The following is a 24,971-nucleotide window of genomic DNA, read 5'->3' on the forward strand; positions in this document are numbered from 1 at the left end:
GTGCAGCTGGCCGGGGTTCGATCGCCGTCTTGTGAAAAATTCATAGTGCCCAGCAACAGCATCGCTGGTCAGCCGCCTAACAATTCGTTGGAGCCGACACCGCTTCGCGGCGTCGTCAAAGTCCCGATAAGATTGTGACTCTGCCGCCGCCGCAAAGCGGCGCGTCTCAACTCAGGCGTTAGGCAGCACCAGACCAAAGTTCTCAGAACTTGCTGGGTGGAACCAATCTCTTCCCCGCCTTGCCGCACCTGATCCTCGCCACATACTCCGTGCAGCCTGAGAGCGGCTGCACTCCGTCTGTGGTTGTGGCGTCTCGCGAACAGCATTCGGGCACACAGAACTCAGTTCTGTGTAGCCAGCACGGTTCGCTTGCAGACTTGTGAAATTTTTACGGCCGCAGCAAGAGCATCGCTGGCTGCTGCCTAACAATTCGTTCAAGCCGAGTCCGCTTCGCGGCCTCGGCAAATGGCCGCTATGATTCAGCCACTTGCCGTGGCCGCTACGCTGCCCGGCTTAACTCAGGCGTTAGGCCCATGTACAAATTTCCTAGCGACCTTGATTTATCGCCTTTAATCGGTGCCTTCACCACGCAAGTTCTAGTCGGTCAGTACGACCTCCAGTTCTATTTCGGTGACTCATGGCTTGCAACACAGAGCACCGTCGAACTGACCAAAGATCAATCTGTCGTAGGCCGCTGGGAGCCAGGTCGCTGGCCTGACCCCGCATTTCATGACGTCATGAATGTAGCCGTCACTCAAGCAATCGTGAAGGACGATCGCAATCTCGTAATCACGTTGGACAACGGACTCTCCATCAACTTCACGGACAACTCCGATCAGTTTGAGTCCATGCAGATCCGCATCGCAGGTGGGGACATGATCATTGTGTAACCATGGGCCTAACAATTCGTTCAAGCCGAGCCCGCTTCGCGGTCTCGGACCGACCGGATCCGCATCGGGCGGGCCGGCTTAACTCAGGCGTTAGGCGGCGCCAGGCCAAGATCTTTTCAACGTAAAGACGGCCTTCTCATGCTGCAGCGCACATCGCAGTTCTCGTCGGCCACATACTCCGTGCAGCCTGAGAGCGGCTGCACTCCGTCTGCGGTTGTGGCTTCTCGGGAACAGCATTGCAGGCGCACAGAACCAGTTCTGTGCAGCTGGCCGAGATTCGATCGCAGTCTTGTGAAAAATTCACAGTGCCCAGCAAAAGCATCGCTGGTCAGCCGCCTAACAATTCGCTCAAGCCGACTCCGCTTCGTTCCGGCCACGCCGTGGCAGAAAAAGCTTGCCACGGCGTGGCCTCCACTACACTACGCGTCTTAGCTCAGGCGTTAGGTTGCAGACAAACAGATGCGCATTCCCACCTTGATTCTGACGCTTCTCGTTGCAGCTTCTGCCGCCGCTGCAGAACGTGACTTTTCTGGTCAATGGACTATTGATATCCGATCTCCAGAGGCAGTCAAACAAAACAAAGATTGCGGCTTTGCTTCATTTGACTTGAAGCAGGTCGGAGACAGAATTACCGGCACGCATACATTTGCGACAAGTGGTTGCGGCCGTATCAACGACAGCGGGCCAGTCACAGGAATCCTCGTCAGCCCAAAGAAAGCCGTACTTATCGTAACTAGCGCAAGAAACGGCGACATCGCTTATGGCATTGCAATTCTTTTGCCTGACCATGATCTCGACTGGAAAACGATTGAATATGTGCGTGAATCAGGCGGAGACTCGCCATTGATTCTTGGGAAAGGGCGCTTGCATCCCGGCAAATAAGGCAGCAACCTAACAATTCGTTCAAGCCGAGCCCGCTTCGCGGTCTCGGGCCAGCCGAGTCGCCTTCGGGCGGGCCGGCTTAACTCAGGCGTTAGGCGGCGCCAGGCCAAGATCTTTTCAACGTGAAGATGGCCTTCTCATGCAGCAGCGCACATCGCAGTTCTCGTCGGCCACATACTCCGTGCAGCCTGAAAGCGGCTGCACTCCGTCTGTGGTCGAAGGTTCAGATGAACAACATTGCTGGCGCACAGAACCAGTTCTGTGCAGCTGGCCTGGGTTCGATCGCCGTCTTGTGAAAAATTCACAGTGCCCAGCAAAAGCATCGCTGGTCAGCCGCCTAACAATTCGCTCAAGCCGACTCCGCTTCGTTCCGGCCACGCCGTGGCAGAAAAAGCTTGCCACGGCGTGGCCTCCACTACACTACGCGTCTTAGCTCAGGCGTTAGGCATCAATGGCAATTTCTCGTGAGATGCAGGAGCACTTAGAGTCCAGACCTCCTGGCCAAGCAATCGCGACTGCACTAGATCGACTTTTGACAGACGACGCTTACTTGTTTCATGTAGATGCAAATGAGCGATCAATGTCGTACCGCTTTGCTATGTACCTCCAACAAGAACTCCCGAACTACCACGTTGACTGCGAATACAACCGCACGGGCATAAATCCAAAGCGCCTAGATCCTGTCTATCTCCCAACGGAAGCTGATGACACTGAGGGCAAAACCGTATTCCCAGATGTGATCGCCCACATTCGGGGAACTGATAGAAATCATCTCGTCGTCGAGTTTAAGAAGAGCAGTAGCACAGTGAACCGTGAAATCGACTTCAGGAAACTACGCGGATACAAAGGAGATGTTCGTCTCCGGTACGAGCATGCATTGTTCATAGAGCTGACAGTCGGAGATCATCCCGGAGTCGCTCGGGCTGAATGGGTTGATGCCTAACAATTCGTTCAAGCCGAGCCCGCTTCGCGGCCTCGGCACCAACCGATTCGCCTCGGGCGGGCCGGCTTAACTCAGGCGTTAGGCCTTCAATGAGCAATCTTCATTTGATGAACTTTCTTGAGCTCATTGGAAACACGCTTTTCATTGTCGGCTTCTTGGCGCTGCCGGTCGCGCTATTGCTAGCGCACCGTCGGGAGCGTAGTCGCCTGTCTCTCTGGTTAGTGATCGTGTCATTTGCGTGTTCCCTGAGCGTAATCGCGTCTATCGCTGGCGGCATGGTGATGCATACCGATTGGTTCAGGGACAACGCCGAGGTCCGGTACAACAGTGTCGTTCACGGCGTTGTATTGGCCAATGGCCTGCTCACCCTCTACTCCGCATCGTTAGCCCTCATCCTGCTCGCAGTGTCCTTCTGGCGTACCGGCAGGAAGGCCTAACAATTCGTTCAAGCCGAGTCCGCTACGCGGCCTCGGCAGAGCAACGTAAGATTGTCACTCTGCCGTGGCCGCTCCGCTGCCCGGCTTAACTCAGGCGTTAGGCCCCATGAAAAGAAGTCGCCTACTCAGTGTTTCCATCTGCGCACTTCTGCTAGTTGGGTGCAACACGATTCATTCGATTTCGGAACAAGATCAATTTCGCGGAATCGTCGGCGAAGATGTAAAGACTGTTCGACCAGTTTTGCTATGGCGCCTGTCAGAACCGTGGCGATTCGAGCCTGACATTGCTTTCCAACTTTACGACGAAAATAGTGGCAACTCTCGGGGAGAATGGCTTCCTATCGGTACGACGATCAAAATTCTTGAGATCAACCGGTATCTGACCAGTGAGGCCGGGCCGTGGGTCGGAGTCGTCGGCACAATCAACTCTCCAAAAAGTGGACTAGTAAAATTCATATACACGTGGCCATCGCATGGATACGCTCTTGAACGTGCAGTATGGGAAGGAGATCAAACTCCTAGCAGCCGTCCTTCACGGGCTCTGCGTTAGCGCTGGGGCCTAACAATTCGTTCAAGCCGAGCCCGCTTCGCGGTCTCGGACCAGCCGAGTCGCATCGGGCGGGCCGGCTTAACTCAGGCGTTAGGCAGCACCAGACCAAAGTTCTCAGAACTTTCTGAGTGGAACCAATCTCTCCCGCGCCTTGTCGCACCTGATCCTCGCCACATACTCCGTGCAGCCTGAGAGCGGCTGCACTCCGTCTGTGGTTGTGGCCTTTCGCTACCAGCATTCGGGCACACAGAACTCAGTTCTGTGTAGCCAGCACGGCTCGCTTGCAGGCTTGTGAAATTTTTACGGCCGCAGCAAGAGCATCGCTGGCTGCTGCCTAACAATTCGTTCAAGCCGAGTCCGCTTCGCGGCCTCGGCAAATGGCCGCTATGATTCAGCCACTTGCCGTGGCCGCTACGCTGCCCGGCTTAACTCAGGCGTTAGGCATCAGCATTGAAATCTCCGGCGACTCGAGGGCAACCATGAAAGCCATATTGACAACAAGCGTTTTGTTATTTGCACTCGTTACAAGTCCGAATGCTACAGCGACTGATCCGTTCCTTTCGATCAAGAAGCGGGAGTTTGGCGTCCTGGTTACACGCACCCGAAATGTGAAGGACTACGCAGGTGTAAATGCACTACAGAACGCACCCTCTGCCGATCTTCGTGTTCTCGTGACAACCGAGCAACTCGCCCCTGACGCCACCGAATATGGCGTGGCTGAAGGCTTCTTTGAGGGGCTCAAACAAGAATATGCGCAGGCGGAGTTCAAAGTTTTCGGAAAAGTCGACAATAGCGACCTTGCAAAACATATCCGCGAGAACTACGACTACGTGTTCCTAATCGGAACAAATCAATGGTCCCGCGACTATGAGCGTGATGAAACAGTCTATGGCTCACGCACCTCAGACGTTAAATGCACGAAATCACTACTAGGCGACGGCGTAGACTGCAAAGAAACTGGAGCCAGAAGAATTCCAGTCGGGACTCGAACAACGTCCGGAACTGTTGGCACAGATCTCTTCTTCGTGAACTATGCGCGCGCGCAACAAGTCGTGGCTGCATTCCAAGGCGAGAACTACACTCCAAAAATATCTATAAGCAATGCCGTTGGTCATATATCGGTCGCAATGATCTCTAGCCTAGGCGAATGCGAAAACACCAACAATGCGTTAGCTACGCTCGCACGTATGGCAGGCACCACCGCCATATCTAGCCGCCCCGACGAGACGAAATTGACAGCAAGGCCAAAAGACATCGGATGTAAGGAATGAGAACCTAGGCACCAAATCTGAGTTACGCATCTGGACAATCTTTATGACTAATCCGAGCACAATGAAGTTCAGCGGCAGTCACACTCATACATGCACTTGTCCAGTGTGCGGGCATTTCGGGGGTGCCCATGCAAATTCATGTGAGTGCCCGCACTGCGGTCATTTTGGCGGGAATCACTCCAATGTCTGTACATGTCCAATTTGCGGTCATTTCGGCGGCAGCCACACGAATGTCTGTGAGTGCCCAGAATGCGGACAATTTGGCTGATGCCTAACAATTCGTTCAAGCCGAGACCGCTTCGCGGCTCGGCTTAGTGCGGTAGCGTGTACCACACCGCCGTGCCGCGCAGCGGTCCGGCTTAACTCAGGCGTTAGGCGCGGCTACAGGGAGTCGTTTATGCGAGCAAGAGCAATAGCAGCCGGGATCGCGGCCTGCCTTTGCGCATGCGCAGCCCCACCCTCTCCGGCAGCGGCAGACGTATATTTCAGGCCCTTTGAAGCAACCTCCTTCGTTAGGCTCACTGAAAGCATCATGGTCACCTCCGCCGGCAGCGAGTTCCACATCACCGACAAGGCCAGGCTCAACCGCATTCGTCAACTTGTTGATGTGCCCTGTCAACCGTCGAAGCACCAAGAAAAGGAAATGGACCTCCGGGTCTTGATCTACTTCCACCAGGCTTCTGGTCGTACCACATGGAAGGCCTCTCGATTTGACTTCTACGACAGCGCCAGTGGAAGAATGTGCTCAATGACGGACAGCTTAAGGTCTGCTCTATCAACAGAGTTTGGCGCTGGTGGCTAGCGGAGCCGCGCCTAACAATTCGTTCAAGCCGAGACCGCTTCGCGGTCTCGCGCGTGATTCACTCGCCGGCTGCGGTCCGGCTTAACTCAGGCGTTAGCTGCGGTCAGTAGTGGTATCGCAGTTGTGCAATAAAAACTTCGTCACCCGCCATTTTGTAGACGATTCTGTGCTCGTCATTGATTCGCCTCGACCAATAGCCGGATAACGCATGCTTAAGCGGCTCCGGCTTTCCCGTCCCTGTATGCGGCGTTCTCGTGATCTCTTTGATCAGGTCGTTAATCCGCCGCACCAGCTTCTTATCGGTCTTCTGCCAATACAGGTAGTCTTCCCAAGCTTGCTCGGAAAAGATGAGCTTCACTCGGCAAGACTCCTCGCCCGACCATTGCCCGATTCAAGCGAGGCAATGCTCTCTAGCAAACGCCTGGCATTCTTCGGGCTCCTGAGAAGGTAGGAAGTCTCCTCGAGCGCCTTGAAGTCTTCGAGCGACATCATCACCACCGCCTGCTCACCATTTCGGGTAATGATGATCGGCTCGTGGTCTTCACAGACACGATCCATAGTATCGGCCAGATTGGCGCGAGCGGTGCTGTAGGTGATTGCGTCCATCGGGAGACTCCTTATGTACAGATATTTGTACAACTGAAGAGTTGCCATGTCAAGCCCCGCAGCTAACAATTCGTTCAAGCCGAGCCCGCTTCGCGGTCTCGGACCAGCCGAGTCGCATCGGGCGGGCCGGCTTAACTCAGGCGTTAGGCCGCCAAGGGCAAAGATCGCAAGATCGGAGGTTACGTGGCACATCCGCTGATACTCCCAATGGCTATCCACGTCGCCTTCACCGCCCTGCTCTACGCACTTCTCACTGTTGCTCGTGCTCCAAAAATTTGGGGCATCGGCCAGCGCCAAGATGGCTCAAATCCTTGGGCCACAGTTGAACCGCGCATCAGCGCCAATCTCTCCAACCAGTTCGAGTGGCCGCTGTTCTTTTACGCGGCCTGCCTCCTGCTTATTCAAGTTCGGGCTGAAAGCCCCGCCGCAGTGCTCCTCGCCTGGGTGTTTATTGCTGGGCGTGTGGCACACAGCTGCGCTCAAATCTGCACTACAAACATTCGTATTCGTGGCTTGGTGTTCACGGTCAACTTCCTCGCTACACTTGGTCTGTGGGCTGTTGTTGTGCAGGCAAGAGCCGCGGCCTAACAATTCGTTCAAGCCGAGCCCGCTTCGCGGTCTCGGACCGACCGGAACCGCATCGGGCGGGCCGGCTTAACTCAGGCGTTAGGCCGCACAAGCCAGGCTCGACAGCCTCGCAAGCGGAGCTATGAGCTCCGCTCATCAGGCTCAGAGCCTCTGCTCTGCACCAATTTGGCTCACGCTTGAGCCTCTGAGCACTTCTCGCCGAGCTCCGAGCCTCAACTTTTCAGGCTTTTTTGCCTCGTTCGGTAGGCTCAAAGCCTCGCGTGCCAAGCTCTGGAGCTCCGCTCATGAGGCTTTTTGCCCCGGCATCGAGGCTCTGAGCCTCGTCAATTCGGCACGTTTTTCGGCAAATCAAGGCTCAGAGCTCCGCTCACGCACCTATTAGGTGCACGCACTGGGCTCAAGAGCCTCGTGATGTAGGCTTGGGAGCCTCGCAAGTTAGGCTTTTTGGCTCGTTGACGGGGCTCTGAGGCTTACCGTAGGTGCGGCCTAACAATTCGTTCAAGCCGAGCCCGCTTCGCGGCCTCGGCGCCGGCATCTATGATTGAGCCATCGCCGTGGCCGCGCAGCGGCCCGGCTTAACTCAGGCGTTAGGCGTGAAGTCGAGCCCACAGGCCTCACGTAAACAATCAACTGTGGGGAGAGCGGAGAGTGATATGGGGTTCTGGAGCACTGTGGGAAAAGTAGCAAGGGCTGGCGTTGAACATGCAAACAAAATGAATCAAGACGCCAAGAACAACGTTCAAAAGTACGAACAAGAAGACGACGGCTACGTAAAAGAAAAATTCAAGTCAGGTACAACCACAGAGAAAATGGCGGCAGCGCGAGTTCTTAAGAGTCGTGGATACACCAAAGACACCCTTTAAACATCGGGCGCTGTCTTCAAGCAGCACAATTCAACACTACAAATAGGACAAGCTCATGTCTAATGGATTCAAAGGAAGCCCGGAGTGGGAGGACTGGATTCAGTCGGGCGGAAAAGATGAGGACTACTCTCATTACTACAACAAATGGCATAAGCGGGTTATGAGCCAGTTGCCTCCACCAAAGATGAAGTAGGCACACGCCTAACAATTCGTTCAAGCCGAGCCCGCTTCGCGGCCTCGGCAACGGCGTCAATGATTGAACCGTTGCCGCGGCCGCAAAGCGGCCCGGCTTAACTCAGGCGTTAGGGCGCAAATGTTAGAAATTCGCCATTGCGGAGAATGCAACATCGAGCTCTCGGAGGATCCGTCAGCCGAACGGCTCCCTTGCCCGGAGTGTGGAGCGCTCAATAGAAAATTTCTTGAGGTTCTCCAGGACTCACTAGTCGCCCACACTGGCTATCGTGTCAAACACAAACGCCCCGGCGTCAAACGGCCGCTAGCTGAAGAACGGGATCAGCTCAGCTACTTCGTTCGTGACAACGAATGGCACCGGCGCTACATGCTCGTTGATCGCATTAATGATCTATACGTAGAAAAAATTACTCGAGTTCGTACAGGTGAAGTCGTCCGCCACGTGGAAGAGAAGTTGTCGGACCACCTCGGCCATGGTGACGACAAGAGGAATCGCGGCGCGCCCTAACAATTCGTTCAAGCCGAGCCCGCTTCGCGGTCTCGTCGCGGTCTCACTCGCCGGACGCGGGCCGGCTTAACTCAGGCGTTAGGCGGCGCCAGGCCAAGATCTTTTCAACGTGAAGATGGCCTTCTCATGCAGCAGCGCACTTCGCATGTCTCGTCGGCCACATACTCCGTGCAGCCTGAAAGCGGCTGCACTCCGTCTGCGGTCGTGGCTTCCGGTGAACAGCATTGCAGGCGCACAGAACCAGTTCTGTGCAGCTGGCCGGGATTCGATCGCTGTCTTGTGAAAAATTCACAGTGCCCAGCAAAAGCATCGCTGGTCAGCCGCCTAACAATTCGCTCAAGCCGACTCCGCTTCGTTCCGGCCACGCCGTGGCAGAAAAAGCTTGCCACGGCATGGCCTCCACTACACTACGCGTCTTAGCTCAGGCGTTAGGCAATGATTTGCAGATTGCTGCTAGCCACAAGCCTTCTTTGCACCGCATGTACTCAGCGCGCTGTTCTTGAAGACAGCAAACTAAGCCTGCCTGGACCACGCGAGGTCCCTGAGCCTGAAATCACTAAGTACGCCACGCCAACCGATACCGAGAAGGCCGAGTGCCTGACACGCGGAGGCTACATCGATCTTGTGTCGTTCAACACGGAAGGTTGCGTAATTCGTACTAAGGACTCGGGGAAAGTATGCTCAGATTCAAGTGATTGTGAGGGGACCTGCCTCGCACCTCTTGACGTTGCAGAAGGAGCATCGACAAAAGGAACATGTTCCCAAGAGATTGGCATGTTCTTTGGCTGCAGCAACGTGGTCTCAAGTGGCAAAGCTGGCGGCCAGATTTGTCACTGATCATTGCCTAACAATTCGTTCAAGCCGAGACCGCTGCGCGGCCTCGGCAGAGTCCCGTAAGATTGTGCCTCTGCCGAGGCCGCGCAGCGGTCCGGCTTAACTCAGGCGTTAGACATTGCCAAAAGGGTTCTCGTGAAAGTGATCAACCTACTCGGCATCATTGTCGCCGGCGGTGCGGCGCTAGTCGCTTACGACATCTACAGTTCAAAATCCGCGGAAACGAGCTCGCCGCCGCCACAGGCTGCTCCACGGCGGGTTGTCGTGACCCCCACAGTGGATGACCGCTCTTGGATTAAGCCAAAAGACAACCAGGCGGTCACTTCATCGGCACCACAAACAGCATGTGACGGTCGTACCACCTGCCCTCAAATGAGATCCTGTGAGGAAGCGAAGTACTTCATCCAACACTGCCCAAACACCTCAATGGACGGCGATCGTGACGGCATACCCTGTGAAGAACAGTGGTGCGGCCACTAAGAGCAGGCAATGTCTAACAATTCGTTCAAGCCGAGCCCGCTTCGCGGTCTCGGACCGACCGGAACCGCCTCGGGCGGGCCAGCTTAACTCAGGCGTTAGAGCGCGCTCAGGACCATCGCTACGATGATTAAGATCACATCGACCAACGACGAGTTTCGGATTAGCCTGCCTTTTGATCAGCGATTTAGAGCAAAAAGAATCGTCGGTTATCGATGGGATCCAGTCCTCAAGCTTTGGCGCTTCCCGAAAACTGCCGCATCAAAACAAGCGATCCTAAGTGAATTTGGTCCAGAGGAAATTGGGGACTTCAAAGATGCGCAAGGTAGCTCGACCAACACCAAATTAGTCGAGACCAACCATGCACTAATGAAGGCCTATCAGGATCTCATCGAGAGTCACGAGAGAATCGTAGACCTCTGGGAAGTTGCGGAAAAATTTGGACTCCCCGAAGAAAGCAATCTTGGCGAATTCTTGACATTCACTAAGGCTTCTTATTTAGGGAATAGCGAGCAGGCATCTCTTGCCACAAGACTGGCAGTTACTGAGGCAAAGCTAGCCATAGCCCTCTCGGAACTTGCAAAATCCAACAAATTTCCGACAAACGATCTGGACGGTAACACATTCACCAGCGTTTTAGCTAAGCGCATTTGGGGAGAGTCCGGAGCACCGTCAGCCGTTGCTGATTTCTCCTTTGATGCTAGCGGCGTAATTGACCTGCAAAACTATCTAATCAAGACTTTGTCGCTTAGGCTTGGTCGGACTGGGGAGCGCATAGCTTTTGCCGACCTCATACGAGAAGCGGAGGAAAGCAAAATTCTGAGCAGCTCTGCGGCACGAACCTGTCACTCTCTCCGGATCCAAAGAAATCATTTCGCTCATGAATCCGTGATTCCAGCTGAAGTATTCCCAAGAGCAATGCTGTGCTTGAGCTCCTTCGCTGTTGTTTATCAAGACATCCTAAGAAACCAGAGCAACGATTAAGCAACTCAATCCTCTACGGCATCACAGCATGACGCTCCCCGAGCACAAGAGTATTCAGCGCAAGGAACTCGAGATGCCTAAGAACTCAAAAAGCGAAACAGAAAAGGCGGCCGATAAGATTCTTGTTGAACTCACAAAGCACAATGAAAAATTAGCTCAGCACCTAACAAAAGAAATCAATTCCAAAAAACAACTGTCACTCGACAATTTCGGCAGGAAGCTCAAAAAGCTCCAAATCTTAGCCGCGATTGATCGCCCCCTACTAGAAAAAATCGTCAGCCAACTTGCTTCCCAACAAGGCAGCTCCGGAAAGACAACATTACTGCCTAAATCCATGGTCTCTTTCATCGAGCACATGCCAAATCTTAAGAACGACGAGATTTCGCACTACAAGGAAGTCTTCGGTGGAAACTATACAAAACTCTAGGCGCGCTCTAACAATTCGTTCAAGCCGAAACTGCTTCGCTCCGGCAACGGCGTGGCAGGTTAAGCTTGCCACGCCGCTCCCTGCGCTACGCAGTTCGGCTTAACTCAGGCGTTAGGTCTTGCCAAAGTCATACCGCGGTGTTACCGTCTTCGTATGAAAGTCGCCATCTCTCTGCCAGACCCCGTCTTCTCCGCCGCCGAGAAGCTTGCTCATCGGATGCGCGTGTCCCGTAGCCAGCTCTATGCGCAAGCCATCGAGGAGTATCTCGGAAAGCGCCAAGACACACTGATCACTGAGCGCCTGAACGCCCTGTACGCTTCGGAGCAGAACTCGATTGATCCTGCCATGGCCGCGGCCCAGCTCGGAGCGATCGGCCATGAAGCGTGGTGAAATTTGGTGGGCCGACATTCCAAACCCTGTTGGTTCTGGCCCTGGCTACAAGCGGCCTGTTCTAGTCGTACAGGCCAATCCGTTCAATGCGAGTCGCATTTCTACTGTCATTGTTGCGACCGTCACCTCAAACCTCGCTTTAGCCGAGGCTCCAGGCAATGTTCGGATAGGGAAATCTGACTCAGGCTTGCCTCAACCATCGGTTGTGAACGTTTCGCAACTGATCACGCTTGATCGTGCAATTCTCTCCAAGAAGGTCAAAGCGCTGCCGGGCGCAACCATGGACAAGGTAGACGCCGGGTTAAAGCTGGTTCTTTCCCTTCCATGAGCAAGACCTAACAATTCAATCAAGCCGACTCCGCTTCGCTGCGCGGCTTATTTCAGGCGTTAGGCCTTGCCAGTGAGACTTCAGTAGCAACGGCAACTCAACGCAGCCTTCTCGCTTGTTCCGCGCCGCTGCGCTCGCGCTCCACTCGCCACAGCTCACCTTCGGATCGTATGCGGCTAGGCACGCCAGATTTCATCAGGCGGTGCCGGTGCGGTCTCTCGCTTCGTTCCTTGGCTCCTGGCGGTTCGCCCTTCGGCCGCACGCGGCAACAAGCCCTGCCGCGCGCACCTACGGGCGAGTGTGAGATTTTTACGGGCGTAAGACTGGTTTGCAGTAAGAGCAAAGGCTGGTCTACGGCCTAACAATTCGTTCAAGCCGAGTCCGCTTCGCGGCCTCGACGGCGGCCCGCTATGATTGAACCACCGTCGTGGCCGCTACGCTGCCCGGCTTAACTCAGGCGTTAGGCGGCGCTAGGCCAAAATCTTTTCAACGTGAAGATGGCCTTCTCATGCAACAGCGCACTTCGCATGTCTCGTCGGCCACATACTCCGTGCAGCCTGAGAGCGGCTGCACTCCGTCTGCGGTCGCGTGTTCTGGCAAACAGCATTGCGGCGCACAGAACCAGTTCTGTGCAGCTGGCCGAGATTCGATCGCAGTCTTGTGAAAAATTCACAGTGCCCAGCAAAAGCATCGCTGGTCAGCCGCCTAACAATTCGCTCAAGCCGACTCCGCTTCGTTCCGGCCACGCCGTGGCAGGAAGAGCTTGCCACGGCGTGGCCTCCACTACACTACGCGTCTTAGCTCAGGCGTTAGGCTGCAACAGATGATCTGTCGCAATCCAAGAGTTCTGCTCATTCTTCTGCTCTTCGTGGCCTTCCCGGCCATCGCGAAGGATGCAGCAATCACCGGCCGTGTCGTACTAGAGAATGGCTCTCCAGCAGTCGGCGCTGAAGTTGTCGTAAAAGACAGCTGGGCTGGCCTCTTTGTTATGCGGGAGCGTGTATTGCTCCGCACTACGACAAATGAAAAGGGTGAATTTGTTACACCTAAGCTCAAGTACCGTCACACAATAGACATCCTGGTCATGGGCAAACCATGTGGCTGGCTAGCCGCGAACGGCTCAATACTGCCAACCGATCAAGTCGAGCCAGGCGTGTACAACCTCACAATCACGCTCCTCCATACGACAAGATGCATCAGTGGGCAGCAGCCTAACAATTCGTTCAAGCCGAGCCCGCTTCGCGGTCTCGGCGCTGGCGCTATGATTGAACCATCGCCGCGCCCGCTCAGCGGGCCGGCTTAACTCAAGCGTTAGGTGCGCAAGAAGTGGCTTCATCGTCGCCACACATTGCTAGCGCACGGTTCCTCAACGCTCGCCCAGGGGACTCGCCATGTTCAAGGAATTCGGACTGCTGTATCGCCCAACGTCAATCGCTGGCTGGGTAATCACAACCCTCGCCTTCGCTTTCTGTGTGCACATCTTTCTGTTCATCGACAGTCGATCGCACTCGAATACAGACACGTTGTACGGCATCTTTCCATACGTGGTTCCCACCCTGCTTGGGCTCTACGTCCTTGCCATGCGTACCAGTCAGCCAAGTCGCTGAGCGGCGCACCTAACAATTCGTTCAAGCCGAGCCCGCTTCGCGGCCTCGGCAGAGCGTCGTAAGATTGTCACTCTGCCGTGGCCGCAAAGCGGGCCGGCTTAACTCAGGCGTTAGGCGGCGCCAGGCCAAGATCTTTTCAACGTGAAGATGGCCTTCTCATGCTGCAGCGCACATCGCAGTTCTCGTCGGCCACATACTCCGTGCAGCCTGAAAGCGGCTGCACTCCGTCTGTGGTTGAAGGTTCAGGTGAACAGAATTGCTGGCGCACAGAACCAGTTCTGTGCAGCTGGCCGGGATTCGATCGCTGTCTTGTGAAAAATTCACGGTGCCCAGAAAAAGCATCGCTGGTCAGCCGCCTAACAATTCGCTCAAGCCGACTCCGCTTCGTTCCGGCCACGCCGTGGCAGAAAAGCTTGCCACGGCGTGGCCTCCACTACACTACGCGTCTTAGCTCAGGCGTTAGGCGGCGCCAGGCCAAGATCTTTTCAACGTGAAGATGGCCTTCTCATGCTGCAGCGCACATCGCAGTTCTCGTCGGCCACATACTCCGTGCAGCCTGAAAGCGGCTGCACTCCGTCTGTGGTCGAAGGTTCAGGTGAACAGAATTGCTGGCGCACAGAACCAGTTCTGTGCAGCTGGCCGGGATTCGATCGCTGTCTTGTGAAAAATTCACGGTGCCCAGAAAAAGCATCGCTGGTCAGCCGCCTAACAATTCGCTCAAGCCGACTCCGCTTCGTTCCGGCCACGCCGTGGCAGAAAAAGCTTGCCACGGCGTGGCCTCCACTACACTACGCGTCTTAGCTCAGGCGTTAGCTGGGTGCAGACAGGCGTTCAGTAGGTCAAGGCTAAGAGCCCGTAGTTCGCACGGTTGCTCTTCAAAAATTTTGGCCTGTTTTCACCATCAGATTCGCAAGAGCGGCTTGCCGGCCTGGACCAAAGGCAATGCCGGACTCTTTACGTGACTTGGAGTAGAGCCAGCAGGCGTGGCTCCTCGGCTGCCAACCCAGCTAACAATTCGTCCAAGCCGACACCGCTTCGCGGCGTCGGCAGACTCCCGCTAAGATTGTGACTCTGCCGCCGCCGCAAATCGGCGCGGCTTAACTCAGGCGTTAGGCCGCACTCAAAACTCAGCTTGCCCCTCGCTAGAACACTCAGATGTGATAGTCCATGAGCTCACGCAGGGAATCGTTCCGAGTCGCCTTCGTTCTCGCTGCTTTTGGCCTTCTAAGCCTATGCAGCATGCTCGCTCGCCCGACCATCGCTACAATTCGGGCAGTGGATATCGTGCATCTTGTCGGCACAGGCATGTGTTTTGGCGCCGCCATCGTTGCATTTGCTTGGGCACGTTCTCAGTCGTCAGCGGCCTAACAATTCGTTCAAGCCGAGCCCGCTTCGCGGTCTCGGACCAGCCGAGTCGCATCGGGCGGGCCGGCTTAACTCAGGCGTTAGGCGGCGCCAGACAAAAAGATCTGGTAGTCGTGAGTAGACACCTCACACGCCATCGTGGTTTGCGGTTCTCGTCGGCCACATACTCCGTGCAGCCTGAAAGCGGCTGCACTCCGTCTGCGGTCGTGGCTTCCGGTGAACAGCATTGCAGGCGCACAGAACCAGTTCTGTGCAGCTGGCCGGGATTCGATCGCTGTCTTGTGAAAAATTCACAGTGCCCAGCAAAAGCATCGCTGGTCAGCCGCCTAACAATTCGCTCAAGCCGACTCCGCTTCGTTCCGGCCACGCCGTGGCAGAAAAAGCTTGCCACGGCGTGGCCTCCACTACACTACGCGTCTTAGCTCAGGCGTTAGCGCCTTATTCCATGAAGAAAGCATTCATCGCAGCCGCACTACTGATCGCAAGCGCAGCTTCTGCGCAGGCGCCGTCGTCCGCGACAAAACAGGAAGTCGCCCAGCTGTTCGCAGCACTGCGACAGTCAAATTGTGAGTTCTCGCGCAATGGCTCTTGGTACAACGCCCAGAAAGCCAGCGACCACCTGCAACGGAAGTACGATTACCTGCTAAAGAAGGGCTTGGTCACATCCACGGAATCATTCATCGAGCTAGCGGCCACCAAGAGCAGCATGTCGGGGAAGCCTTACCAAGTACGCTGCGGCAAGACACCTCCGGTATCCAGCCAATATTGGTTCACTAGCAAGCTCAATGCACTTCGTAGTTCTGGCCGGCGCTAACAATTCGTTCAAGCCGAGCCCGCTTCGCGGTCTCGGACCGACCGGAACCGCATCGGGCGGGCCGGCTTAACTCAGGCGTTAGCCCCCAATGAGACATTCTCGGAGATTGGCTTTCGCAACCTTGATCGCAGCATGCGGTTGCTCGCATCCGCCGCAATCTTTGCTTTGCAATGTGATCGCCAACCCTGCCAGTTTCACCAACCAACGGATCACGCTGATAGGAACTGCGCAGATGTATCAGCATGGAAGCACGCTGATGGATCAAAGCTGTCCAGATCATGTTCTAGCCTTAGACATGGTTTCTCGTCCTTGGCATGAGGGCGAGAAACTATTGCCAGACGCAGAATTCTTCACAAAACTGGCAACGAGGCCTGAGTCTCAAGTTTCGGTCACAGGCCGCATCATTCGTACACCAGATCAACCAAACCCGTATGTGTTCCGGGTTGAGTCTGGGGTTTACGGGAACACGCCAGGGGGCTAACAATTCGTTCAAGCCGAGCCCGCTTCGCGGTCTCGGACCAGCCGAGTCGCATCGGGCGGGCCGGCTTAACTCAGGCGTTAGGCCCTATGCAGAGAAGTCGACTCCTGCTTTTCCTCTGCCTTTCGGCATTAGCATCTTGCGCATCCATGCTCAAGCCCATTGGGCACTCAGCATCGGAAAATTACGCGTCATTAGAGTTCATACCTCTACCACTCAGTGAGGAATCAAGGCGTCCTGGCCTTATTTCAGTTGGAGAAGAGGCAATTCCTGAAAATCAGCGACTCAAAGCTTATGTCGCAAGAGGGAAAAGGAGCATTAGCTATTTCTGCTCAGGACCGTTTGTGTTCGACTACCTCCCTAGCATCACATTCGATTTCAAGCCAAACACAAGCTACGAACTTATTTGCAGCAGATCGGCACCGTTCATTCGTGAAAAATCCCAATAGGGCCTAACAATTCGTTCAAGCCGAGACCGCTTCGCGGTCTCGCGCGTGATTCACTCGCCGGCTGCGGTCCGGCTTAACTCAGGCGTTAGGCAGCGAGGGAAAGAATGTCGCAAATGAAAGCATGGTCCCTCGCTCTTCTTGCGGTTGTTGGCGCATTCTTCATCGCGGGTTTAACGGGTTCGTTCATCACAGACTATTTTGGCTTGTGGCATCTGCCAGGTGCCGGCTTCGCTGCCGCGCTAGCGGTTGTCGTAACGACCCACTTTGCCTCACCAAGTCACAAGTTCAGATCTTCATGCATAGCGCTGCTAGTAGGCGCCGTTGTCGCATGGATTCTCATTGAACCGTACTGGTACCCAGAGTCAGAGAGGTACGGTGACCTCGCCTACCAAACAACGCATCTTCCATTTGTCGCAACACTAGCTGGCGGTATTCTTGGATTGCTGGTTGCGTTCTTGCTCAAATCAAAGACCGCTGCCTAACAATTCGTTCAAGCCGAGCCCGCTTCGCGGTCTCGGACCAGCCGAGTCGCATCGGGCGGGCCGGCTTAACTCAGGCGTTAGGCCGCCCAGATCATCGCCAAAAGCACGGCCATATGATTTATCACCGCAAATGTGCGGAATTTCGCTTGCGGGATAACTCGTTAATTGCGCTAAGCTCTTGATACGCAACGGGCTTCGGCTGTCGCTATCCCGTTCAAACCTGAACATGCAGGCGATATCCTACAAATTCACTGACTACTAGGCGTTAGGCAGCACCAGACCAAAGTTCTCAGGACTTTCAGGTCGGAACGAGTCTCTGCCGCATCTTGCCGTTCTCGGTCATCGCCACAGACTCCGTGCAGCCTGAGAGCGGCTGCACTCCGCCTGTGGTCATGGCCTATCGCCAACAGCATCGAGCACACAGAACGCAGTTCTGTGTCGCCTGGGTGGTGCATTGGCAAACGTGTGAATTCTTTACGTCGGCAATCAACAAGCATCGCTGGCTGCTGCCTAACAATTCGCTCAAGCCGAGTCCGCTTCGCGGCCTCGGCGCGGTGTGGCAAGCTTGTACACCTCGCCGGGGCCGCTGCGCTGCCCGGCTTAGCTCAGGCGTTAGGTCTGCAATGAAGATAACCGCATTCGTCATATACGTCGTTTCACTCGCGCTCTTCTTCCCATTGACCTTCCGCCTCAAATTGCTTGAGAAGCCCAAGCAATTGAACTTTGGCGCGCTTGGAACTCTTAAACCAACACCGCGCGACTTCTATTTTTTAGGCGTCGTTGTAGTACTGGTCGCAGTTGGCTCTACTTTTATATTGGTGCACGACGTGAGCGTTGGAGTGATCGGCCGCTGGTTTGACGGTCCAGGCATCTCGTATCTTTCGGTCAAAGACGATCCTGCGCAATTCAGGCTACAGCTATACCTTAAGTCCGCAGCCATACCGTTTGTCTTGGCTCTTGGAGCGCGGATTCTGGTCTATGGTCGTCGCCTCAAAGTGCAGACCTAACAATTCGTTCAAGCCGAGCCCGCTTCGCGGTCTCGGACATGCCGAGTCGCATCGCGCGGGCCGGCTTAACTCAGGCGTTAGCGCCCATGAAGATTCTCGCGATTGCTTTCACGCTCACCGCCATCACCACAGGCTGCTCGAAGCAACCTACTCCACAAGAAGAATCTAGCCAGTTCTTTGTTGGCGTCGACACTTCAAAGTTGCCAGAGCCGGCCAAATCTGCCGTCTCGGCAGCAGAAAAGGACATTGAACTCGTTCTGAAAGGTCGTGCTCCCGCTTGCAAAAGTGAGGCGGACAGCGCTTTCTCGGACGGAGGATCTGCGCTGTACAAGTGCAAGTACTACGACCTCACAGTAATGCAAAGCATCTACCAAATCGGGAACGCCTACGGTGTTATGTACGGTCCAATCGTCACGTTCCCAAACGATTACTCTGTCTCATATGTACGCTTCTACAGTACTGAGGCGCTCCGAGAGCTCAAGGGTGGGCGCTAACAATTCGTTCAAGCCGAGACCGCTTCGCGGTCTCGCGCCTGTCTCACTCGCCGGCTGCGGTCCGGCTTAACTCAGGCGTTAGATGGCAAAGCAGACAACATCGCGGCCGACAAGGCGCCAACTAAGCCTCCTGGTTCCGGAGGCGCGGCGCTCTGTTATCGAGCCAATCAGGCAAAGGCTTGACCCGATACAGCACTCCCTGATTCCGGCCCACGTCACACTTTGCAGGGACGGTGAGTTGCCTGACCTCCGCATTCTCAAAAAACGGCTCGAACACCTAACGGACTTTTCCTTCACCATGACATTTGGCGAACCATCAGAGCTTCCTGATGGTTGCGTATTGCTTCGTCCAACAAACGGTGAAGATCAGTACCAGGAATTACGTCAATCAATTCTTGGGCCGGAGGCTTCAAGGCATGGCGCTCACATCACACTTTTGCACCCGCGCAATGCAACCGGAGCGATTCCAAACCTTGCGTCTATCGGGCGCGAGCTTTCGGGCCTATCAATCACGTTCAATACAATTGCTCTCATTGAGCAGCGCGGTTGCGACCCGTGGCAGGTAAAAAATGAGTACCAGTCTGCCATCTAACAATTCGTTCAAGCCGAGCCCGCTTCGCGGTCTCGGACCAGCCGAGTCGCATCGCGCGGGCCGGCTTAACTCAGGCGTTAGCCACTAGAGGATCGCTATGACGAAAATCGATGAGCTATTGGTGCGTGAGCTTGGAAAAGTCGGAGCTTCTAGCGGCGACATTGCCGAATCGCTAGGAGAAAAGATTGGCATTCCAACCTCTGGCGCAATCACTTCCATGGGCGGCTCTTTTGGAGCAAAAATCGCTGCAAAATTCCTTCCCACAGAACAGCATCAGGTTGAACTAACTATCCGTTCAGATCCACGCTTCATCCTAACTAAAGCGCATGCGTTTATGTCCAGTAATGGCCGCGTGACTGAGTCAGAAGAGATAGAAAAATCGCCATTTCCCGCGATATCAGGCGTTGTTGGTTCTGGCTTCCTCAACATGAACCCCACGATCTTATCCTGCGAAATATCTGCAATAACCGACGATTCATGCACGGTCGTTGTTTCCGGCGCTGCCAAAGAAGGCTTAATCAAACAACGATCAGCTGCGAAGGCCGTAGATCGACTTGCAGCTGCACTTAGTTAGCGCGTGAATCTGCGGTGGCTAACAATTCGTTCAAGCCGACTCCGCTTCGTTCCGGCGTCAGGCATGGCAGAAAAAGCTTGCCATGCCTGCCACCTCCACTACGCTACGCGGCTTAACTCAGGCGTTAGGCGGCGCCAGGCCAAGATCTTTTCAACGTGAAGACGGCCTTCTCATGCTGCAGCGCACATCGCAGTTCTCGTCGGCCACATACTCCGTGCAGCCTGAAAGCGGCTGCACTCCGTCTGTGGTCGAAGGTTCGGGTGAACAGCATTGCAGGCGCACAGAACCAGTTCTGTGCAGCTGGCCGAGATTCGATCGCAGTCTTGTGAAAAATTCACAGTGCCCAGCAAAAGCATCGCTGGTCAGCCGCCCAACAATTCGCTCAAGCCGACTCCGCTTCGTTCCGGCCACGCCGTGGCAGAAAAAGCTTGCCACGGCGTGACCTCCACTACACTACGCGTCTTAGCTCAGGCGTTAGCTGAGTGCAGACAAGCTTTCAGTAGGTCAAGGCTAGGAGCCTGTACATCGCGCCGTTGCTCTTCAAATTTTTTGGCGCTCTATTGCCATCAACTCCGCAAGAGCGGCTTGCCGGCGCTAGACGTCAATCGGTTCCGGACTCGTTACGTGATTTTTGGTAGAGCTGCAGGCGCGGTTCCAAGGCTGCATACTCAGCTAACAATTCATTCAAGCCGAGCCCGCTTCGCGGTCTCGGTCACACCGGGCCGCATCGGGCGGGCCGGCTTAATTCAGGCGTTAGGCCAATCCCATGCTTCCTGCCAGGTGCACGATATGCAACATCTTCCGCTAAGACTATTCACCTCACTACTACTGGTCCTGATAGCGGCATCGTGTTCAAAGACGGAATCATGGAGCGACATCGTCAAAATCGATGACGGATCCACGACAACCGTTGAGCGATCTGTAAAACTCACATTTACAGGCGGAGAACTATCTCAAGCAGCTGCTCGCCACCCGGCGTATTACCAGCTGAGAGCAAAGAACCCAAAGAATGGCCAAGCCGTTAGCTGGACAGGCACATTCGGAATCATTCCAATAGCAATAGCCTTCACTCCGCAGAAAACATATCTCGTCACTTTGGCATTTCATTGCGATGCGGAAATCAAAAAGTTCAGCATCCGTGATTTCCCGTACGTGTTCCAAGAGAGCACCAACGGCATGGCATGGAAAATCGTCCACCCAAGCGAGGTTCCCACAGAAATCCGGAGTGCCAACTTGAGTAGCGACTCACGCCCCAATGGAGAAACTCTACAACCTGATCGCATCGATAGAACAAATCGCGCCATGGAGTTCAGTTCCGACATGTACTATTCCCGTGAAATTCCAAGGTCGCCCAGTGAATGGAAATACGCGTACAAGAACAAGCCATTGTGCGGCTAGCTCCTTCCGCTATCGCAGCAGCAATTGAACTTTTTCAAAGATTGGCCTAACAATTCGTTCAAGCCGAGCCCGCTTCGCGGTCTCGTCGCGGTCTCACTCGCCGGACGCGGGCCGGCTTAACTCAGGCGTTAGGCGGCCCGCCATGATTTCCGCAGACCGAAACTTTATTCTTACCGGGTTGCACAAGACTCTCGCCGCCTTAGCTGTGCCGGGAGAAGAAGCACTTCTGTACGCCCCCGCTGGCTCAGCTCGAGCCGATGAACTCGCATTAGATTTCGAGAACTTCGCCACTGCGTTTCTTTCTAACTACAGCGCCGATCTATCTGAAGAACAGCGATCAGCTATTGAAACAGTAGATCGACTGCTTGGGTCAATGAGTGGTACAACAAACGAAGCTCTCTGGACCGATGCAGCAGTAATAGATCACCCTCGTTGGAAAGAGGTCAGGCAGGCGGCTGCGGTTGCTATCCAACTACTATCGGAAATGGCCGCCTAACAATTCAATCAAGTCGAGACCGCTTCGCGGTCCGACTTATTTCAGGCGTTAGGCCGCGAGATCATCCGTCGCCATACACGCGCCTTCGTCATGCTCTACGCTTGGTTCGTCGCCGGCAGATTGCAGCCACGGCTCCAGCAGCGGAAGGTAGGGTCCCAACAGAAACCAAGGGACTCTCAATGAAGAAACGTTCTGCTGGTCTATTGATCTTCTGCGGCACTGCGGTAGCGGCCGCCATCTCGTATGACGCCTCTGCAGTCACCGAACTGTTCGGATTAAGTAACTACGGCGGTGAGGGCCTGGTTGCGCTGACCGGCTTAGTATTTTCCACCCTACTGATTGCCGCGGGCACTCATGGGTTGCTCAGGCAGTGGACTCGGGGCGCGTCGCGGGCAGCGGCCTAACAATTCGTTCAAGCCGAGTCCGCTACGCGGCCTCGGCAGAGCATCGTATGATCATTGCTCTGCCGTGGCCGCTCCGCTGCCCGGCTTAACTCAGGCGTTAGGCCGCACATGAGCAGATGGCTCGCAATTGCTGCGTATCAGTGCCAAATCGACGGATTGCCGACCGGCTCCATCGATTTCCAAGTCCGCTATTTCAACGTCGATCAGCCGGAGGACGTTGAGCTGGCGCTGAGAAGCGAGCCCACCCATGAGTACCAAAACCACTTGGGTCAGACAGTGTCATGGCCGCTACAGGCAATTCCTAACATCCAAGGAATCTTGCCCATCGAGCAAGGCAGTGAAATCATCGGCTTCATTGCGGACAGGGATGATTTCGAGCGTTGGGCTGGCGGTAGTGCGGCCTAACAATTCGTTCAAGCCGAGCCCGCTTCGCGGTCTCGGACCAGCCGAGTCGCATCGGGCGGGCCGGCTTAACTCAGGCGTTAGGCCGCATGAAATCTAATCGCGTCTATGGTGCGGACTTTGGAAGCTATGCGCTCTGGCTTGGCGTGCTTAGCTTCCCATTACTTGCCCTAGCATTCGCTTTTGCCAAGCTCGGCTGGCTGCAGTTCCAAGACAAAGGCATGATTCTGCCACTCGTTTTTTGCCTGGCAGCAATGCTGCTTCTTATGCTTTGGCTCTCACGCTACCGGCTTGTCTTCACCGACAAGGACCTTTCATATCGATCATGGCGCCGTTCTTGGACATGTCCGTACACTGACATTGCTGGTGTTTCGGCGTCACGAGTTCAGCCAATATCGCAGATACCTATAGGCGCCTACGTCAACTTCAAGAACGGGCAAAGTGAGTTGATCTACACAAAAGCGTTCTCTCGCGCCGCAATAAAGGATTTGTTCTCCCTACCAGCGGCCTAACAATTCGTTCAAGCCGAGCCCGCTTCGCGGCCTCGGCGCCGGTTTGTATGATTGAACCATCGCCGTGGCCGCAAAGCGGCCCGGCTTAACTCAGGCGTTAGCCGCCAAAAGAGATGATCGATATGCGCATAATTTTCGCTGCAATGATCATTTCATCTTGCGTATCGCTTTCGGCCTGCTCCTCCGCGGACGCCCGTGCAAAAAAATTACTCGCGGCAAACAGCATCATTCAACGCCAAGTCGCTTCGGACATCGCGGTCAAGATCGATTGGAATCAGGCCCGGGTCACTTCAAGCTATGGCGGCTTTTTCTATGTTTGCGGTGAAGCAACACTCAATCGCCCTGACGCAGGACAATTGACACTGAACAATGCAAACCAACGTTTCATCGTCACCGTTAACTCAAGTACAAAAGCCGGATCCGCGTTATTTGACGGGTCGAACGAGTACGGACCAAAGTACGTGTTCGACGCAACTTGGCGGGACAAATGCGCGAGCGCCAGGTAGAACAACGCATGGCGGCTAACAATTCGTTCAAGCCGAGCCCGCTTCGCGGTCTCGGACCGATCGGTACCGCAATGGGCGGGCCGGCTTAACTCAGGCGTTAGCTGGGTGCAGACAGGCGTTCAGTAGGTCAAGGCTAAGAGCCCGTAGTTCGCGCGGTTGCTCTTCAAAAATTTTGGCCTGTTTCAACCATCAGATTCGCAAGAGCGGCTTGCCGGCCTGGACAAAAGGCAATACCGGACGCTTTACGTTGTTCACGGTAGAGCCGCAGGCAAAGTTCCGCAGCTGCTTACCCAGCTAACAATTCGTCCAAGCCGACACCGCTTCGCGGCGCCGGCAAAGGCCGCTAAGATCGTGCCTTACCGGCGCCGCAAAGCGGTGCGTCTTAACTCAGGCGTTAGGCAGCACCAGACCAAAGTTCTCAGAACTTGCTGGGTGGAACCAATCTCTTCCCCGCCTTGCCGCACCTGATCCTCGCCACATACTCCGTGCAGCCTGAGAGCGGCTGCACTCCGTCTGTGGTTGTGGCGTCTCGCGAACAGCATTCGGGCACACAGAACTCAGTTCTGTGTAGCCAGCACGGTTCGCTTGCAGACTTGTGAAATTTTTACGGCCGCAGCAAGAGCATCGCTGGCTGCTGCCTAACAATTCGTTCAAGCCGAGTCCGCTTCGCGGCCTCGGCAAATGGCCGCTATGATTCAGCCACTTGCCGTGGCCGCTACGCTGCCCGGCTTAACTCAGGCGTTAGGTCTTGCAAGGAGGGTTTTCGGTGAACCGGGAAGATGCGAACTCTGTCGCTGCCACGCTCTTGATCCAAGAACAGGCCAAGTCAGAACCACTGCGCAAGGCGGGAACTGCAGCGGCCTCAGTTGCCCAAAGAATGCGAACCAGCCTAATAACGCTCATGGCGGCATATGTAGGTTGGCGCATTGCCACTGTGTTTCCTGGCGCCGGGGTTCCGCCTGTACTTGCAGGTGTCCTTCTCGGATTGGTTGCGGGCACCCTAGTTCCGGCACGCAAGACCTAACAATTCGTTCAAGCCGAGCCCGCTTCGCGGTCTCGGACCGACCGGAACCGCATCGGGCGGGCCGGCTTAACTCAGGCGTTAGGCCGCACTCAAAACTCAGCTTGCCCCTCGCTAGAACACTCAGATGTGATAGTCCATGAGCTCACGCAGGGAATCGTTCCGAGTCGCCTTCGTTCTCGCTGCTTTTGGCCTTCTAAGCCTATGCAGCATGCTCGCTCGCCCGACCATCGCTACAATTCGGGCAGTGGATATCGTGCATCTTGTCGGCACAGGCATGTGTTTTGGCGCCGCCATCGTTGCATTTGCTTGGGCACGTTCTCAGTCGTCAGCGGCCTAACAATTCGTTCAAGCCGAGCCCGCTTCGCGGTCTCGGACCAGCCGAGTCGCATCGGGCG

At 55.2% G+C, this 24,971-nt stretch carries 26 protein-coding genes; 24 read left to right on the top strand and 2 right to left on the bottom strand.

Annotation, left to right across the window (positions count from 1 at the left end; translation table 11 throughout):
- The first annotated feature begins 533 nt into the window (after positions 1 to 533).
- The 6 genes from FHQ07_RS03525 (at position 534) to FHQ07_RS03550 (ending at position 5,775) form a co-directional block, all read left to right on the top strand.
- Positions 534 to 890: a hypothetical protein gene (locus tag FHQ07_RS03525; RefSeq protein ID WP_139715373.1), complete on the top strand. Its 357-nt coding sequence runs from the start codon at positions 534 to 536 to the stop codon at positions 888 to 890.
- Between the two features lie 459 nt (positions 891 to 1,349).
- Positions 1,350 to 1,772, top strand: coding sequence for a hypothetical protein (locus tag FHQ07_RS03530; RefSeq protein WP_139715374.1), 423 nt, complete (start codon positions 1,350 to 1,352; stop codon positions 1,770 to 1,772).
- 580 nt (positions 1,773 to 2,352) lie between these two features.
- Positions 2,353 to 2,715 (top strand): hypothetical protein, encoded by a 363-nt coding sequence (locus tag FHQ07_RS03535; RefSeq protein WP_206202345.1) that lies wholly within the window; start codon positions 2,353 to 2,355, stop codon positions 2,713 to 2,715.
- 89 nt (positions 2,716 to 2,804) lie between these two features.
- Complete coding sequence (locus FHQ07_RS03540; RefSeq protein WP_139715376.1) at positions 2,805 to 3,152, top strand: hypothetical protein; 348 nt, start codon at positions 2,805 to 2,807, stop codon at positions 3,150 to 3,152.
- Between the two features lie 927 nt (positions 3,153 to 4,079).
- Entirely contained in the window at positions 4,080 to 4,973 is an 894-nt protein-coding gene (locus tag FHQ07_RS03545; RefSeq protein WP_206202346.1) for a hypothetical protein, read from the top strand.
- Between the two features lie 532 nt (positions 4,974 to 5,505).
- Positions 5,506 to 5,775 carry a hypothetical protein gene (locus tag FHQ07_RS03550; RefSeq protein ID WP_139715378.1) on the top strand — a complete coding sequence of 90 codons (270 nt, stop codon included), beginning with the start codon at positions 5,506 to 5,508 and terminating at the stop codon, positions 5,773 to 5,775.
- Between the two features lie 103 nt (positions 5,776 to 5,878).
- Here FHQ07_RS03550 and FHQ07_RS03555 read toward each other — a convergent pair whose 3' ends face one another.
- Complete coding sequence (locus FHQ07_RS03555) at positions 5,879 to 6,133, bottom strand: Txe/YoeB family addiction module toxin (protein ID WP_139715379.1); 255 nt, start codon at positions 6,131 to 6,133, stop codon at positions 5,879 to 5,881.
- A complete protein-coding gene (locus tag FHQ07_RS03560; protein ID WP_139715380.1) occupies positions 6,130 to 6,381 on the bottom strand; it encodes a type II toxin-antitoxin system Phd/YefM family antitoxin in 252 nt (83 codons plus the stop codon). Before FHQ07_RS03560 ends, FHQ07_RS03555 begins: the two co-directional genes overlap by 4 nt.
- A 207-nt stretch (positions 6,382 to 6,588) precedes the next feature.
- Between FHQ07_RS03560 and FHQ07_RS03565 the strand changes: the two genes are divergently transcribed.
- The 18 genes from FHQ07_RS03565 (at position 6,589) to FHQ07_RS03655 (ending at position 23,552) form a co-directional block, all read left to right on the top strand.
- Complete coding sequence (locus FHQ07_RS03565) at positions 6,589 to 6,969, top strand: MAPEG family protein (RefSeq protein WP_139715381.1); 381 nt, start codon at positions 6,589 to 6,591, stop codon at positions 6,967 to 6,969.
- A 554-nt stretch (positions 6,970 to 7,523) separates the two neighbouring features.
- Positions 7,524 to 7,832 (top strand): hypothetical protein, encoded by a 309-nt coding sequence (locus FHQ07_RS03570; protein ID WP_139715382.1) that lies wholly within the window; start codon positions 7,524 to 7,526, stop codon positions 7,830 to 7,832.
- A 1,810-nt stretch (positions 7,833 to 9,642) separates the two neighbouring features.
- Entirely contained in the window at positions 9,643 to 9,846 is a 204-nt protein-coding gene (locus tag FHQ07_RS14450) for an excalibur calcium-binding domain-containing protein (protein WP_338419640.1), read from the top strand.
- 123 nt (positions 9,847 to 9,969) lie between these two features.
- Positions 9,970 to 10,827: a hypothetical protein gene (locus FHQ07_RS03585; protein ID WP_139715383.1), complete on the top strand. Its 858-nt coding sequence runs from the start codon at positions 9,970 to 9,972 to the stop codon at positions 10,825 to 10,827.
- A 28-nt stretch (positions 10,828 to 10,855) separates the two neighbouring features.
- Complete coding sequence (locus FHQ07_RS03590) at positions 10,856 to 11,254, top strand: hypothetical protein (protein ID WP_139715384.1); 399 nt, start codon at positions 10,856 to 10,858, stop codon at positions 11,252 to 11,254.
- 153 nt (positions 11,255 to 11,407) lie between these two features.
- Positions 11,408 to 11,644 (top strand): ribbon-helix-helix domain-containing protein, encoded by a 237-nt coding sequence (locus FHQ07_RS03595; RefSeq protein ID WP_139715385.1) that lies wholly within the window; start codon positions 11,408 to 11,410, stop codon positions 11,642 to 11,644.
- Positions 11,631 to 11,972 carry a type II toxin-antitoxin system PemK/MazF family toxin gene (locus tag FHQ07_RS03600; RefSeq protein WP_139715386.1) on the top strand — a complete coding sequence of 114 codons (342 nt, stop codon included), beginning with the start codon at positions 11,631 to 11,633 and terminating at the stop codon, positions 11,970 to 11,972. The genes FHQ07_RS03595 and FHQ07_RS03600 overlap by 14 nt, the downstream gene beginning before the upstream one ends.
- A gap of 3,417 nt (positions 11,973 to 15,389) precedes the next feature.
- The gene (locus tag FHQ07_RS03605; protein ID WP_139715387.1) at positions 15,390 to 15,758 is read left to right on the top strand and encodes a YfeK family protein; all 369 of its coding nucleotides are present in this window, start codon (positions 15,390 to 15,392) and stop codon (positions 15,756 to 15,758) included.
- Between the two features lie 1,040 nt (positions 15,759 to 16,798).
- The gene (locus FHQ07_RS03610) at positions 16,799 to 17,167 is read left to right on the top strand and encodes a hypothetical protein (RefSeq protein ID WP_139715388.1); all 369 of its coding nucleotides are present in this window, start codon (positions 16,799 to 16,801) and stop codon (positions 17,165 to 17,167) included.
- Between the two features lie 392 nt (positions 17,168 to 17,559).
- Positions 17,560 to 18,174 (top strand): hypothetical protein, encoded by a 615-nt coding sequence (locus tag FHQ07_RS03615; protein WP_139715389.1) that lies wholly within the window; start codon positions 17,560 to 17,562, stop codon positions 18,172 to 18,174.
- An 86-nt stretch (positions 18,175 to 18,260) separates the two neighbouring features.
- Positions 18,261 to 18,668, top strand: a complete 408-nt coding sequence (locus tag FHQ07_RS03620) for a hypothetical protein (RefSeq protein ID WP_139715390.1) — start codon at positions 18,261 to 18,263, stop codon at positions 18,666 to 18,668.
- A 238-nt stretch (positions 18,669 to 18,906) separates the two neighbouring features.
- Positions 18,907 to 19,260 (top strand): 2'-5' RNA ligase family protein, encoded by a 354-nt coding sequence (locus FHQ07_RS03625; RefSeq protein WP_139715391.1) that lies wholly within the window; start codon positions 18,907 to 18,909, stop codon positions 19,258 to 19,260.
- A 97-nt stretch (positions 19,261 to 19,357) separates the two neighbouring features.
- Positions 19,358 to 19,834: a hypothetical protein gene (locus FHQ07_RS03630; protein WP_139715392.1), complete on the top strand. Its 477-nt coding sequence runs from the start codon at positions 19,358 to 19,360 to the stop codon at positions 19,832 to 19,834.
- Between the two features lie 789 nt (positions 19,835 to 20,623).
- Positions 20,624 to 21,232 carry a hypothetical protein gene (locus FHQ07_RS03635; protein ID WP_139715393.1) on the top strand — a complete coding sequence of 203 codons (609 nt, stop codon included), beginning with the start codon at positions 20,624 to 20,626 and terminating at the stop codon, positions 21,230 to 21,232.
- 142 nt (positions 21,233 to 21,374) lie between these two features.
- Complete coding sequence (locus FHQ07_RS03640) at positions 21,375 to 21,728, top strand: hypothetical protein (RefSeq protein ID WP_139715394.1); 354 nt, start codon at positions 21,375 to 21,377, stop codon at positions 21,726 to 21,728.
- A gap of 512 nt (positions 21,729 to 22,240) precedes the next feature.
- Positions 22,241 to 22,537: a hypothetical protein gene (locus FHQ07_RS03645; protein ID WP_139715395.1), complete on the top strand. Its 297-nt coding sequence runs from the start codon at positions 22,241 to 22,243 to the stop codon at positions 22,535 to 22,537.
- Between the two features lie 86 nt (positions 22,538 to 22,623).
- A complete protein-coding gene (locus FHQ07_RS03650; RefSeq protein WP_139715396.1) occupies positions 22,624 to 23,046 on the top strand; it encodes a hypothetical protein in 423 nt (140 codons plus the stop codon).
- A gap of 113 nt (positions 23,047 to 23,159) precedes the next feature.
- Complete coding sequence (locus tag FHQ07_RS03655; protein WP_139715397.1) at positions 23,160 to 23,552, top strand: hypothetical protein; 393 nt, start codon at positions 23,160 to 23,162, stop codon at positions 23,550 to 23,552.
- Positions 23,553 to 24,971 lie beyond the last annotated feature (1,419 nt).

It is taken from the genome of Thermomonas aquatica (assembly GCF_006337105.1).
In the GTDB taxonomy this organism is placed as follows: domain Bacteria; phylum Pseudomonadota; class Gammaproteobacteria; order Xanthomonadales; family Xanthomonadaceae; genus Thermomonas; species Thermomonas aquatica.